This window comes from Acinetobacter sp. YH12218 (genome assembly GCF_013417925.1).
GTDB classification, from domain to species: domain Bacteria; phylum Pseudomonadota; class Gammaproteobacteria; order Pseudomonadales; family Moraxellaceae; genus Acinetobacter; species Acinetobacter amyesii.
On sequence record NZ_VPDB01000043.1, the window covers coordinates 15,598 to 29,451 of the forward strand.

Below are 13,854 nucleotides of genomic sequence, written 5' to 3' on the forward strand. Positions count from 1 at the left end.
GAGCAATATTAATCTGTATGGATTATTTTTCATTTAATGTCTGTCTAGGTAACTTTGGTTAAATCATTGAGACAGCTTGAGTCTTTATGCAAAATAAGTTGAAAGTCGCTTTAAATTAAAGAGGCTTGAATACAAGCGGGACATCATAGCGAGCAAATTCTTCAATGATAGTGTTTAAAACCATTTGAGCTTGAGGTTCCGCTGCTGTAAAGGTGAGTTCTTGGTTCGTTTGGCTGTTGAAGCATTCAACTTGTTCTATACGCCAAATTGTTTCAATGGCTGTATTTTGAATGACCACACGTCTAGGCTGTAATTCATCACTAATTTTTCGTGGCATGACATAGGTAATGGCCAATTGAACATTAGGCAATTCGTCTTGTGAGGTTAAGAAGGTAAATACCCAATTGCCAATTTTGCTGAGTTGCATAGGATTATCGAAAGAATCAAATTCTAAACAAAACTGTTGTGACATTGACATGCTCAAACGCTAGGAGGTCGGTTTTATTCTTGCGATTTTTTACTGTTGATTGACATTAGGGGAAGGTCGTATAAAACAGCAGTTAAAACCATAAAAGAAATAAGTAAATCAATAAAGTTAATATAATTCAATTTCTTATATTGATATGTTTGAAAAATAACTCACCTCATTAAGTTGTTTTTTGAATGAGAAGTGAGGAAAAGTCTCTAAGTCAAACCAGTTGTTGCAGATTTTTTATACTGTAATTAATTTGCTGTAATGCATGTTGTAAGAGTTTAGGTTGAATATTGGATTCATTTAGACAGGTGATCCATTGCATCTGACAGGCTTTTAATTCTGCAATGTCCGTGGCCTGTTGAATATTAAGCATTAATTTTTTTGCCATCAGCCCACAATAACGCTGTAAGTAACTGCACATAAAGCTCTGTAACTCATCAAAATCATGCTCGATGAAATCAATGATTTGTTCTGCTAATACAGGGTTGTTTGATGTTATGTTTTCAGGTATGGCTTGTGGGAGTTGATGGGGTGTAGAGCCCATCGCCTCCATTGGTAGGTTGTTCGTCAGTGCGTGCTGAGTCTGAGTCTGAGGAACTTCCATTGTAGGCATTGAAAGTTCATTAAAAGTCACATGTTCTTGCGCTGTGAAATCGGATGCAAGGCTAAAGGTATTGAGATCGGACGTATTGCTAGGCGCTTTTTTAGGAGTATTAAAAGCAGAAAAATCTGAGCTTTGAAGGCGTAGATGATCATGTGCTGTAATTGGCTGAATCAGCCCAAGTTCCATTAGTTGCTCAAGCAATGTCACTTCAGCAATGCGCTGCTGATAATGCACAGGCATTTGGTTAAAGTCATCAGTACCAATTAAGAGTAGCAGACGACGTTGTCTTGCATTTAATGCGAGCTGTCGGTCTTTTAATGTTTGAAAACCCAGCTCAGTTTTTTGATAGTTGAACATGCCTTAATTCCATAGCTCAAAAGAATTAAGGCAATCCTATGCAGTAATAATGACAGTAATATTAAGAAAATATTAAATAATCAATGATTTATAAAGTAATGACAGCAGAATTTTCTAAAGCTTTACGTAGGTACGGGTCTAAGTCATCTTGACGTAATAGCCATTGCACATAGTCCGCAGGTAATTCAGCAATTGCAGTACCACGGTGTTTACCAAAATTAATACTGCGTGGAATGCGTGCATCTTCCGAAGCTTCGTATAATTCTTCGATGCTGTTGATTTTTAAGTGATGCACAATATGCATCAAAATATTGGCAGTTAAAATAATATCCATATCTGCGCGGTGAGCTTTACGGATCATTTCACGGGCTTTTTCACTGCCTTTGGTGATCATATATATCAAGGCAGAAATATTATGCGCTTCTGCATCAGGCCAAACACGACGAGCTAGCGCAAGGGTACAAATGGCTTTGATTTTTGAACTATCTACACCGCATTTTTCGAGCGCTCGAATATCGTAGTCGATATTATGCCCAATGATATATGTCGTCTCTGATGGGAGTTCAAAACTGCTGTAGTGGGGCTGACCTTCAAGATCTGATTCTAAAATATGATGTACAGCCATCGCTGCAAAAGAAATAGCTTCATCACAACGATATAGTTGATCAAAAATTTTAGATTTATCTAAGGTGATTTTGGTATCTGCCACCTGAATTGGAGCATAGGCAATCTCGATGGGTTGTCCATTTAGTGTATGGGTTTCTGTGTCGAGAATGATGGCTTGCATGTCCAGTTCCAGCATGTTGAATAATGTTTATGAATGTACATGATCACATCCATACTGACAAACCCATGCTGTGATTATTTGTAGGAATATTATGAAGATGGCTGCGCAGTGTTTAAATAATCTGCTTTTATCGCATCTGCCGAAATAAAACCTTTACAGCGGGATAAAGCTAAACCATCTTCTAAATCGACTTGTTTTAAAGGCTTTTGTCCATCTTGATATCCAAAAATGTCGCTAAGTGGATTAAGCACTAGAGTATGTTCACGATCAATGGCATGGTGGTTTTTCGGCTTTACTTTTGTGCATATGTTTGTGTAGTTGGCAGGGGGTACAGCATTTTTGTTGATTTTACATTTTGCTTTAACCTCCGAAAAATAGCCCAATCTGTATCCAATGATCAGAAATATAAGTTCAGCCATTTTTCTGAGATCGGGGTGGCTGATGTATTCGGATACTGTTGATTAATATCAAGTTAAAACAAAGTGTTAATTCAAGGTTATTTTAGTATATTAAAATAAGAGTAGTTGCTTAAAAATTAGGCTTGAACAAAAGTTTGTTCCATGTATTTAATGATTCATATTCAATGAAAAATTGACTTTAAAACAACAAACAAAATGATCATGGAATGAAAATGCTGCGTTTAACGGTTTTAGTCAGCAGTGCGCTATTTTTAGCAGCCTGCGGTAATGATAGTAATGACCAACAATTTAGTAACCCTGAAACAAACGCTGATCTCAATCAGATCAAAAATCCAGTGGTAACTACAACCGCCTATAGTCAAGACAATATGTCTGCTGTGAGTGCAGACAGCCGTTTGATGACCTATAAAATGCTAGGAGTAGATGGCAAAGTTGTTCAAGCCACAGCCTTAGTCTTTACCCCAAAAACTGTTGCTCCGGCAGGTGGTTGGAAAATTGTGGCTTGGGCACATGGAACGACCGGTGTGGCTGATAAATGCGCTCCGAGCCGACAAGGTTTGCAAGGCACTGAATATTTATTGCAAATGTTATTGGCAAAGGGTTATGTCGTTGTGGCACCCGATTATGAAGGATTAGGGGAACCTAGTGGACGTGAAAACCATCCTTATCTGAATCTAAAAAGTGAAGCCTTTTCGATTACCGATGCCGTTGTCGCTGCTCGAAGTTATTTAACCAGCCAAGGTAAAACGGTGTCGAAGGATTGGGTGTCAATCGGGCATTCTCAAGGTGGTCAAGCCGTGTTAGGTGCAGCTGAATTCGCATCGCGTGCTGACTTAAACTATAAGGGAACGATTGCCATAGCACCTGCAAATAATCTTGCGCTCATTCTTGACGCAGGCGAGAAGTTAGCGGAAGGTAAACCTGCAACTGTGCAAAGTATGATTTATGCACCTTTAGACAGTTTTACTGCGCAGATTATTGCGGGTATGCAAGGGCATAAAAACAGTGTGGATTATTCAAAAGTATTTAGTGGACATTTGGCTGCGATTGCACCTCAGGCTGAAACAGTGTGTTCAGGTGAGTTAACCAAGTTAATTCAAGATGACATGCTCAGTTATGCGAGTCAGAACACGACTTTGGATAACTATGGACGCATGCAGTCTGATTTCTTAACTTTAAAGCCAATCCAAAACTTTATGAGTGAAGGTTCACAGCCTTTAACGACAGCGGTGAAAACGCCGATCATCATTTATCAAGGTAAAGCCGATCAGACCATTCCAGCAGATGCGACTAAATTTATGATTAGCCTTGCTAAGCCGGGAACATCGATTGACTACCGTGAGCAAGCGACAGCAGATCATATCAGTATTTATACCGATAATCTGGCAAATTTTGTGCAAGATGTAGAGACTCTCATGCCAAATCAATAAGTTGATTTGACTTAAATAGTGCTCGTGCAGATTCAACACGGGCATTATTTATTTAAAAACAGCACAAACTTCCCTCTCTTATTTCTAAAACTTCATGCTACAATACGCGCCAATCTTAGCACGGCTTAAAAGCCCTAATTTAATAGGACCTCGCTAATGTTTGCCAACACCTCTATTGCTCAATTTGACCCTGAATTAGCTCAAGCGATCTCGAATGAAGATGCTCGCCAAGAAGCGCACATTGAGTTAATCGCTTCAGAAAACTACTGTTCACCTGCAGTAATGGAAGCTCAAGGTTCAAAACTTACTAACAAATATGCAGAAGGCTACCCTGGTAAACGCTACTATGGCGGTTGCGAGTATGTAGACGTGATCGAACAATTGGCCATTGACCGTGCTAAAGAATTGTTTGGTGCTGATTATGCAAATGTTCAACCACACGCTGGCTCACAAGCAAACTCTGCAGTTTACCTTGCGCTACTTAACCCAGGCGATACAGTTTTAGGTATGAGCTTGGCTCACGGTGGTCACTTGACTCACGGTGCTAAAGTTAGTTTCTCTGGTAAAACTTACAACGCAATTCAATACGGTTTGAACCCAGAAACTGGCGAAATCGACTATGAAGAAGTTGAACGTTTAGCTGAAGAACACAAGCCAAAAATGATCGTGGCTGGTTTCTCTGCGTATAGCCAAGTTGTTGATTGGCAACGTTTCCGAGATATCGCGGACAAAGTTGGTGCTTACTTATTCGTAGATATGGCTCACGTAGCTGGTCTTGTTGCTGCTGGTGTTTACCCAAGCCCAGTACAAATTGCTGACGTAACTACAACGACTACACATAAAACACTTCGTGGTCCACGTTCTGGTTTAATTCTTGCGAAAGCAAATGAAGAAATCGAGAAAAAATTACAATCAGCTGTATTCCCAGGTAACCAAGGTGGTCCTTTAGTTCACGCTGTAGCGGCTAAAGCGATCTGCTTCAAAGAAGCAATGGCGCCTGAATATAAAGCTTACCAACAACAAGTTGTTAAGAATGCGCAAGCAATGGCTGAAGTATTAATCGCTCGTGGTTATGATGTTGTTTCTGGCGGTACTAAGAACCATTTGTTCTTATTGTCTTTAATTAAACAAGACATTACTGGTAAAGATGCCGATGCTTGGTTAGGTGCTGCTCACATTACTGTGAACAAAAACTCAGTACCAAACGATCCACGTTCTCCATTCGTGACTTCTGGTATCCGTATCGGTACTCCTGCTGTAACAACACGTGGTTTTGGTGAAGCTGAAGTACGTGACCTTGCAGGCTGGATCGCTGACGTTCTAGACAGCAAAGGTGACGAAGCTGTGATTGCTACAGTGAAAGAAAAAGTTGCTGCTGTTTGCGCTAAATTCCCAGTTTACGCAAAATAAGTCTGACTTGAGAAAGCCCCCTCAAGGGGGCTTTTTTTATGTCATCAGAAAAATTCAAAAGTTATCTAAACATTTATATTTCTGATATAACGGAATAAGAGATAACAAAAAATTTGCCCATCGCTATAGATCTGTTGGCAAGGTCGCAAAGGAACTTTATATGAAAAAACCCAATATTATTCTTTCAGAACAAGATTTACATCGCTTAGAAACCATGTTGGAGCATCAGTCTAAGTTGACGCCGACGATGGAGCATTTGGAAGATGAGATGGCGCGCGCTGAAGTGGTTGCTCCACAAGATGTCCCTGCCAATGTGGTGAGTATGAACGCCAAGGTTCTCATTAATATTGCACCTGCGACAGAAGCAACCGAAATTACATTGGTTTATCCGCATGATTTTCGTGGCGATAAAGGCCAAGTCAATGTTTTGGCTCCAGTGGGCGCTGCCATTTTAGGTTTGGCTGAAGGGCAGGAAATAGAATGGCCGCAGCCTGATGGTCACTCCATGAAAGTCAAAATCATTAAAGTGCTTTATCAACCTGAGCGTGAAGGGGATTATTTATAATTCCGCAGCGATATACAGATAAAATCTACACACAAAGCCATCGATATTGATGGCTTTTTTTATTTTTCGATATCGCATTTTTAGATATGAAATCGGCAAAAGTTGTTAAGCAGATTTCATCACAACCATAGCAGTTTAACTTGGGAAAACTGTCAAAGAATTGACAGAGTCATGGGCACGAAGTCGGCACACTGTATTTCAACCACACCATCGTTGCTTAATAATTTGAAGAATAAGGTAGAGCCCTATGACACAATTAGAATCGAATCATTACAATCCGGACTATCAATATCAGCATATTGAAGTAAAACCTGTAACAGGTCGTATTGGTGCCGAAATTTCTGGCATTCAGTTGTCTGGAAATTTAGACAAAAGCGTGGTCGATGAATTTAATCATGCACTATTAAAATATAAAGTTGTATTTGTACGTGGACAGCAAGATCTCACCGATTTAGAACAAGAAGCCTTTGCACGACTTTTAGGAAATCCGTTGAATCACCCAAGTGTGCCACTCAAAGATGGTACAGCACATACGTTGTCAATTGACTCACGTGGTGGGCGCGCAGATTCGTGGCATACCGATATTACGTTTTTGCCCAATTATCCTAAAGCCACAATTTTAAGAAATGTAGTTGCACCTGAACATGGTGGCGATACAGTTTGGGCCAATACCGTGACGGCTTATGAAGATTTAAGTCCGGAGCTACAAAAGTTGGCGGAACAATTACGCGCTGTGCATAGCAACAGTTATGACTATGCGACTCCCAAAGGTCAGTACAATGAAGAAGATCGCCATTTATTCCGTACCGCGGTAGAAGTGGAAACCGAGCATCCATTGGTGCGTGTACATCCTGAAACAGGTGAAAAAAGTTTGGTTTTAGGTCACTTCTTTAAACGCTTCAGTGGGTATAGTCCGGTACAGTCACGTCGTTTATTTGAACTGTTTCAAGAGCAAATCGTGCAATGGGAAAATATTGTGCGTTGGCGCTGGGCGGTTGGTGATGTTGCCATTTGGGACAATCGTGCAACGCAGCATCGTGCCATCAATGACTATGGTGATGAGTTACGTATCGCCTCACGTGTCACCATTGAGGGTGATGTACCTGTCGATGTAAATGGTCAGCCGAGTACTGTGTTGAAGAATATACAAAACACGGACATTTCAAACTTGCGTTCAGAAGCAGGCCGTATTTATGAGAAAGCATCTTAAGTATTAGAGCGTCATTTAAAACAGCACAAAAATAGATAAATAATGCGAAAAACAATGGTTTTACATTTTTCAGCACTTGCCTAAGATCGATGAGATCTTAGGCATTTTTTTATAGACGTGAGCGATCAAAAGAACACAGCCCAACAGCATTTGTTGCAAATTTTGCGTAATGAAGACATCTTTCAGGGCTTTAGCGATCAGACTTTAGAACAGCTTGTACAACAGGTGAAATATTCACGTTTTCATGCACAGCAGCACATCTTAAAACAACAACAAATCGTGCAAGATATTAATATTTTGCTTTCAGGTACGCTACAAATTGGTTGGTTGCAAAATAATGGTGAATTGATTGTAAATGACTATATCCGTCGCCAGTCGGTATTTAATTTTGTCGCAGTCTTACAACAAAAGCCTTTGAATTATGATTATTTTGCTGCGACACATGTCGAGGTGGCAATCATTTCTGGAACAACGTTTTTAGCGGTTTTACAGCGTGATCCACAGGCGCTTTGGAATGTCGTGCAATCTCTCAGTCGACGTATGTATTTGATGTTTGAGCATAATCGTTATTTGAGAACGGCAACGCTAGAGCAGCGCATCGCAAGACATTTGATTCGACTCTATGAACAATATGGATGTCGGCAGGAAATTCCCCTGAAACTCAGTCAGCAGGAATTTGCAGAGTCATTTAATATTTCACGGCAAACGTTGAATAAACATTTACAGCAATTTGTCCAAACACAAGTGATCGCGTGGAATTATGGACAAATCGCGATTTTGGATCTTGAGCGTTTAAGGCAAATGAGTGAACTTGATGAATAACTAGATTTAAAATTTGACGAGAAGCCATGATCGCAAATGGCTTCATTAACCTTATCTAGATTAGTGCTTACTGATTTTATCCAAATATCCCATCATAAAAGCAGAAAAAACAAAGGTTAAATGCATGATGATGTACCACATGATTTTGTCATTGGGGATGTTTTTCGCATCCATAAAAATACGCAATAAATGAATCGAAGAAATTGCCACGATTGATGCTGCAACTTTGAGTTTTAATGAATTGGCATCCATGGTGCCGAGCCAGTTCAAGCGATTGGTCGATTCATTAATTTTTAATTGCGAAACAAAGTTTTCATAGCCTGAAAACATCACCATTACAATCAGTCCGCCCACCATAGTCATATCGACCAAAGAGAGGATGACTAAAATCAGGTCAGCTTCTGAATATTCTAAAATATGCGGAAGGACATGAATGACTTCTTGGAAAAATTTAATCGCGAGCAGTAGCAGTGCAAAGGATAAACCAAAGTACACGGGAGCCAGAATCCAACGTGCAGCATACATTGTGTTATGGAAAAAACGTTCCATTTAAGCCTCTAAAATTATTGATCTAATATTTGGTTCTAAAGTATATGGATTAAATTTTACGATAATTTTGATAATAATTCATGTAGAGTCAGTTGTTTAATTTAAATCTAGATTGAATCTTTGGGTATCTTAAGCTTGAATTCATCTGTTTAGGTCATCATATCCATTCATATGATGCTGTATGGCTGCTTTGGCGGATCTATAGGCAACGGTTGAATTTGATGGCGAAATTTGACTGATGAAATAGATGTATTTTTTGCAAAATACTACAAGACTTTTATGGCAAAACTTGTAGTATAAAAATGATTTTATTGAGTTTAATTGGCTATGTCACAAATTGATGTATTGGTGCCGTTAAAGGATATTACGGTAGATCGGGCGGAAGTGCTTTCGATTAAGCGGAATGACCTTGTGCCATTACTGACCGATCAATATCGTCTAAATCATTATGCAGATCAATTAATTCAAGCACAGTCGGTACTGCTAGATGGTGTTGACCCTCAGTTGACGAAGCAACTTAGTCAAACCATTGAGCAGTTGATTCAAGCCTTAGCCAATTCAAAAAAATATTTAAAAACACGCAAATTTAATGCCTTGCAAAAATGGTTAGGCATTGATTTGGAGTACGGTTCAGGACAAGTTGAATATTATAAAAATTTGGATCAATTGCTTGATCGGGCAAATCATCTGAGCCAAAAACTACAGTTAGAAATTCAAAAGTCCCAAGCACGTTTTAATCAACTACAAGGCTTACGTGAGCAAATGGCACGCTATATCGTCGCGGCTGAAGAGTTTTTGCTGGAATACCCACAGTTTGTGAAAAATCAGCATCCGCTTGATAACTTTGCTGAACGTTTATCGAAAAAGGTGAATACCTTGCAAACCTTACAAGCCAGTAATGATATTGCAATTACGCAAATGCAGCTTTCTCAGCAGCTTTCTTTTGAATTATTAGATCGATATAAGGAAGCTCAGCAGGTGTTGATTCCAGCATGGCAATATCATGTGAAACAAAGTCGTCAAAGTAACTCGACAAGTTCATTGGAAAAGCTTGATAATAGCCGTGAAAATTTGATTAAAACTTTAAAAAAATCATTAGAGAATTCCTCTAAGTCTTAGAAATATAAGGTGAGTTATGACCGATTTAGATGCCAAAAATTTACCCGTTGAAGTAAGCAAAGAGGTGACTGAAGAAAAGTTTCAGCAGCTCAATTTGCAGGAAATTGGCTTACAAACTTCCGATTTTCACGAAGTCGAAGCTGCACGTAAGGAATTGGCAGATTTAAGTCATAATAGTGTTGCCGAATATGGTAAAAACATTGCCACCAAAACGTCGACCTATACCGATGAATTGTTAAATTTGGTGCAAAATAAAGATTTAGATGCGACAGGTCAAAAGCTCAATCAGGTGGTACAAGTTGCACAGCAACTAAACACCACGAGCATTTTAAATAAATCTAAAAGCTCAGGATTTTTTGGTGGTTTACTGAATAAATTTAAAGGTGCTAAGCAAAGTTTTGATCAGCACTTTAATACCACCAAAGAGCAAATTGATGCGTTGGTCAAAGAAATTGAGACTTCGCAAAATGGCTTAAAAGCGCGTGTAAATACCTTAGATAAAATGTTTGAAGGCGTGCAAGACGAATATAAACAATTAGGGGTGTATATCGCCGCAGGTAAGTTGAAAGAGCAAGAAATTCAACAGGAAATTGCAAGCTTAACCACTCAAGTTCAAGATCAAACCACTACGCAAAAAATCTATGACCTCAATCATTTGGCAAATAATCTTGAAAAACGTGTGAGTGATTTACAGATCTTGCAACAGTCTGCAATGCAGACCTTGCCGATGATTCGCATTATTCAATCCAACAATTTGATGTTGGTCGATAAGTTTTATGCAATTAAAAACATCACATTACCTGCTTGGAAAAACCAAATTAGCTTGGCGATTTCATTGCAAGAACAAAAGAACAGCGTGCAATTGGCAAATAGCATTGATGATGCGACCAATGACCTGTTAAAACGCAATGCAGATTTGTTACATCAAAATTCTGTCGATACAGCAAAAGCCAATCAGCGTTCAGTGATTGATATCGAAACACTTGAACATGTGCAAAATACCCTCATTAAAACCGTTAATGATGTGATTCAAATTCAGAAAGAAGGTATACAAAAGCGTGAAGAAGCGACGACACGTATTCGTGCCTTACAAAACAATTTGAATCATTTGGTGATTGAATCGAGTGGTTCAAACCCTTCTTCATAAGCTTTGAGGGAGGTGAAAATATAATCTGAAGGAGTATGTCTTTGCCTCCCATTGATGAATATGCGCTAAATACGCAGCAACTGAAAACAGGGCTTCAAACCATTAAGAAGCGTCAACGCAATTTGACGTTATTGACTTTAACCAGTGTTTCTGTGCTGATCGTTTCAGCTGTGATGTTGTTTATTCAGCATGATATGGTTTATAGCTTTTTTGGCCTAAGTTCTAGCGTACAGCAACTGCATATTCCCGTCAGTGCAGGTGATTTGACATATCAACTTGGTGAGTCCTCCGACTATTTTTTAAACTTTTTATCCTTTATTGGTTGGTTATTTCTCAAACTCATCGTTTCATTTATTGGCGCATTTTTCTTGGTTGGATTTCTAAGGAAATTTCAATTTTTTAGAATTCGCTTCCAATCATTTGTATTGAAATTTGTCGGCTGGATTTTATCGTTTATTGTGCTTTGGTCAGGCTTAACTTATGTGCAATATGACCTTAATCATGATGACCGTGCAGCAGATCAAAAATTGGTACATTATGAAAAAAATATTCAAGAAAGCCAGCTAGCTTTCGAGATGGAAGATGCACAATTGGCAAAACCCGTGCAAGCCTATTTACTTGCACAAGCTGCTTTGATGCATAAGCCTGTAGATCGTGCGACAGCCATTCCCTTGGTGCAATCTTTAATCAATACCGAGCAACAAAATCCAGCAAAATTCCGTGAATACGGTTTTCAGCCTGAACAGCTCTGGGCGATGCAAAATCAGCTATTTGATAAAACCATGACACCGATGGCGCAAAGCGTGGAAAAACAAGTTCAGCAAGCCAATGTAGTAGAAGTTGTTGTACGTTGGGTGTTGATCGTCGTGATAGTACTCACGCTGGTTTTGAGCTTAATTTTGTATCTGCTTTCTCAGCAGTTCAAATCACGGATTAATCGAATTGAGCAGGGACTTCATTAACAGGCCTATTCACTTTTTAGATCATTGCATTGCTCAGAATAAAAACCCCCATCACATAGTATGGGGATTTTTGATATTGGGTAGATTAACTTGCGCGATGAAAAAGTTGTCGAAGTTCCTGTGTAGAAAAAGTCTGATCATTCACTTCGCCATCCACAAGGTAAAAAGGAATGGGGTGCTGTCCCTTTGATTTTACATATTGTGTAATTTCATGCTGACGGTCTGCAATATCTTTATGTTGAATTGAGCGCAGTACTTTTGAGCCATCTAAACCAATGCCTTCAATGATGCTTTTTAAAACGTGAATATCAGCAATATCTTGACCGTGTGCAAATAATGCATGGAATAGGGCTTGAGTCAGGGCATATTGGTCCAGAATATTGTCCAAGGCCAAAATACCTTGATGAGCCAGTTGACTGTTTGGCATACGTTTCATGTGCTCAATATTGATAATCACATCTTCGCTATAAGCGGCAAACTTTGTCATTTCGAGTTTTCGATTTGCTGCACTTGAGCCATACTTATTGGTTAAATACTGCAGCACATCTAAGCCTTGTTCAGGAATTTCAGGAACGCGTTGAATCGGCAATAGCTCTACACGGGTTGCTGTATGTTCATTCCAGTTTTGTTTTAACTTTTGAAATGCGACATAACTCATGGGATAAACAATATCAAAGACAAATTCAATTTTCATTATTCTGCTCACTGTTGATTTTATACTTCTAGATCGATGGCTGATTGATGCAAGGGATTGATTGCGGCTTTATTGGTGGAACTCAAAAGCAGTCAAATCATCTGATATTTCCTTTGATTTAAAGCCGACTTGCTGAAATGAAACTTAAAGCTTTATAAAGATTTTGTAATTGATCAGGTCGTGCGTATGTCTTGCATAGACTTGGTGTAATTTCAATAAAAAAGAAAAAAATGAGGGATTTATCACGATATATGTGTACGAAGTAAATCAATTTAATGTTATTATACGTATATATATTTATGATTTAGAAAGAAATTTAGGGTGTGTTGACATTTACAGCCGATAAATTGAGCTAAAGAGGCAACCATATAAATATACAAGCTAAAGCAACAGCGCTTTGATAGTTACGTTTTAGCTTATCGTATCTTGTGGCAATTCCTCTAAATTGTTTTAATCTACAAAATGCATTTTCAACTAAATGTCTGATTTTATACATATACCAGTCCATATCATCATTGCTAGATTTGGCATTTGATCTTCGAGGAATGTTTGCTTTCGTATTACTTTCTCTAATTTTCTTTCTGAAACTTTCTGAATCATAGCCTTTATCTGCACATAGCATTTCTGACTCTGTTAAATCTAATTTTGATACAAGATCAGGTGCAACCTTAATATCATGTGAAGTTCCATCTGAAATAATAAATTCAATAGGATTACCATTTGAATCGATTGCTAAATGTATTTTTGAACTATTACCACCAATACTTTTGGAAATACTTTGATTCTTAATACCAGCTGAATGTTGATGCGCTCGTACATGGCTCCCATCGATAAAAATCCACTCTTTATCAGCATGCTGGCTGAATAATTTAAAAATATTCATAAACTTACTATTTTTAGACCATCGATTATATTTCTTAAAAATAGAATTTGATTTACCAAACTCTTGAGGTAAATCACGCCAAGGACAGCCTGTTCTAATTCGAAATAAAATCGCTTCAATAAAATTCCGTAAATTTAATTTGAGATAAATATTAAAGTGACGGAAAATAGCAAGTAACTTGGACCAGTGTTGATCATTTAGCATTGTTCGAGGCATAGCGAGTGTAAAATTGGGTTTGGCGATTTAATTTTACTATCTCGCTATTTTTTTAATCAACAAATGTCAACAGACCCTAATCATTTGATTTGTAAAACCGATTAATTTTATAAAAACAAACCGTTTCACCTATTTAATGGTTTGTTCTATCATTCTCTCATCAAATAAATTTACTCCTCTGGAGACGTTAGCAATGTTAGATCAA

At 38.4% G+C, this 13,854-nt stretch carries 15 protein-coding genes; 8 read left to right on the top strand and 7 right to left on the bottom strand.

All coding sequences use genetic code 11. The features are described 5' to 3' along the window. Window positions 1–115: 115 nt before the first annotated feature. The 4 genes from FTV03_RS12085 to FTV03_RS12100 form a co-directional block, all read right to left on the bottom strand. Window positions 116–472 carry a hypothetical protein gene (locus FTV03_RS12085; RefSeq protein ID WP_180004202.1) on the bottom strand — a complete coding sequence of 119 codons (357 nt, stop codon included), beginning with the start codon at window positions 470–472 and terminating at the stop codon, window positions 116–118. Between the two features lie 217 nt (window positions 473–689). Next, window positions 690–1,436, bottom strand: coding sequence for a hypothetical protein (locus FTV03_RS12090; protein ID WP_180026806.1), 747 nt, complete (start codon window positions 1,434–1,436; stop codon window positions 690–692). Between the two features lie 88 nt (window positions 1,437–1,524). After that, window positions 1,525–2,223 (bottom strand): 3'-5' exonuclease, encoded by a 699-nt coding sequence (locus FTV03_RS12095; protein WP_180041537.1) that lies wholly within the window; start codon window positions 2,221–2,223, stop codon window positions 1,525–1,527. A gap of 89 nt (window positions 2,224–2,312) precedes the next feature. Further along, window positions 2,313–2,606: a hypothetical protein gene (locus FTV03_RS12100; RefSeq protein ID WP_180041538.1), complete on the bottom strand. Its 294-nt coding sequence runs from the start codon at window positions 2,604–2,606 to the stop codon at window positions 2,313–2,315. A 242-nt stretch (window positions 2,607–2,848) separates the two neighbouring features. Here FTV03_RS12100 and FTV03_RS12105 point away from each other — a divergent pair, with 242 nt between their 5' ends. The 5 genes from FTV03_RS12105 to FTV03_RS12125 all read left to right on the top strand — a co-directional run bounded on the left by FTV03_RS12105 (window position 2,849) and on the right by FTV03_RS12125 (window position 8,079). Next, window positions 2,849–4,072 carry an alpha/beta fold hydrolase gene (locus FTV03_RS12105; protein WP_180041539.1) on the top strand — a complete coding sequence of 408 codons (1,224 nt, stop codon included), beginning with the start codon at window positions 2,849–2,851 and terminating at the stop codon, window positions 4,070–4,072. A gap of 156 nt (window positions 4,073–4,228) precedes the next feature. Continuing rightward, on the top strand, window positions 4,229–5,482 hold the full coding sequence (gene glyA / locus FTV03_RS12110; protein WP_180041540.1) for a serine hydroxymethyltransferase: 1,254 nt from the start codon (window positions 4,229–4,231) through the stop codon (window positions 5,480–5,482). A 160-nt stretch (window positions 5,483–5,642) separates the two neighbouring features. Then, on the top strand, window positions 5,643–6,047 hold the full coding sequence (rnk, locus tag FTV03_RS12115) for a nucleoside diphosphate kinase regulator (protein WP_180004206.1): 405 nt from the start codon (window positions 5,643–5,645) through the stop codon (window positions 6,045–6,047). 247 nt (window positions 6,048–6,294) lie between these two features. Further along, entirely contained in the window at window positions 6,295–7,257 is a 963-nt protein-coding gene (locus tag FTV03_RS12120; RefSeq protein ID WP_180041541.1) for a TauD/TfdA family dioxygenase, read from the top strand. Between the two features lie 117 nt (window positions 7,258–7,374). Next, entirely contained in the window at window positions 7,375–8,079 is a 705-nt protein-coding gene (locus FTV03_RS12125; RefSeq protein ID WP_180041542.1) for a Crp/Fnr family transcriptional regulator, read from the top strand. A 60-nt stretch (window positions 8,080–8,139) separates the two neighbouring features. Here the strand turns inward: FTV03_RS12125 and FTV03_RS12130 are convergent, their stop codons facing one another. Further along, a complete protein-coding gene (locus FTV03_RS12130; protein ID WP_078189122.1) occupies window positions 8,140–8,628 on the bottom strand; it encodes a TIGR00645 family protein in 489 nt (162 codons plus the stop codon). A gap of 327 nt (window positions 8,629–8,955) precedes the next feature. Here FTV03_RS12130 and FTV03_RS12135 point away from each other — a divergent pair, with 327 nt between their 5' ends. From FTV03_RS12135 to FTV03_RS12145, 3 genes are read left to right on the top strand one after another with little or no spacing between them, the layout of a single operon-like run. Next, a complete protein-coding gene (locus tag FTV03_RS12135) occupies window positions 8,956–9,747 on the top strand; it encodes a tellurium resistance protein (RefSeq protein WP_180041543.1) in 792 nt (263 codons plus the stop codon). A 16-nt stretch (window positions 9,748–9,763) separates the two neighbouring features. Further along, entirely contained in the window at window positions 9,764–10,894 is a 1,131-nt protein-coding gene (locus FTV03_RS12140) for a toxic anion resistance protein (RefSeq protein WP_180041544.1), read from the top strand. Window positions 10,895–10,935: 41 nt separating this feature from the next. Beyond that, window positions 10,936–11,856 carry a hypothetical protein gene (locus tag FTV03_RS12145; RefSeq protein ID WP_180041546.1) on the top strand — a complete coding sequence of 307 codons (921 nt, stop codon included), beginning with the start codon at window positions 10,936–10,938 and terminating at the stop codon, window positions 11,854–11,856. Between the two features lie 85 nt (window positions 11,857–11,941). Here FTV03_RS12145 and FTV03_RS12150 read toward each other — a convergent pair whose 3' ends face one another. Continuing rightward, window positions 11,942–12,550 carry a DsbA family protein gene (locus FTV03_RS12150; protein WP_180041545.1) on the bottom strand — a complete coding sequence of 203 codons (609 nt, stop codon included), beginning with the start codon at window positions 12,548–12,550 and terminating at the stop codon, window positions 11,942–11,944. A gap of 352 nt (window positions 12,551–12,902) precedes the next feature. Beyond that, window positions 12,903–13,649 (bottom strand): IS5 family transposase, encoded by a 747-nt coding sequence (locus tag FTV03_RS12155; RefSeq protein ID WP_026056797.1) that lies wholly within the window; start codon window positions 13,647–13,649, stop codon window positions 12,903–12,905. Between the last annotated feature and the right edge of the window lie 205 nt (window positions 13,650–13,854).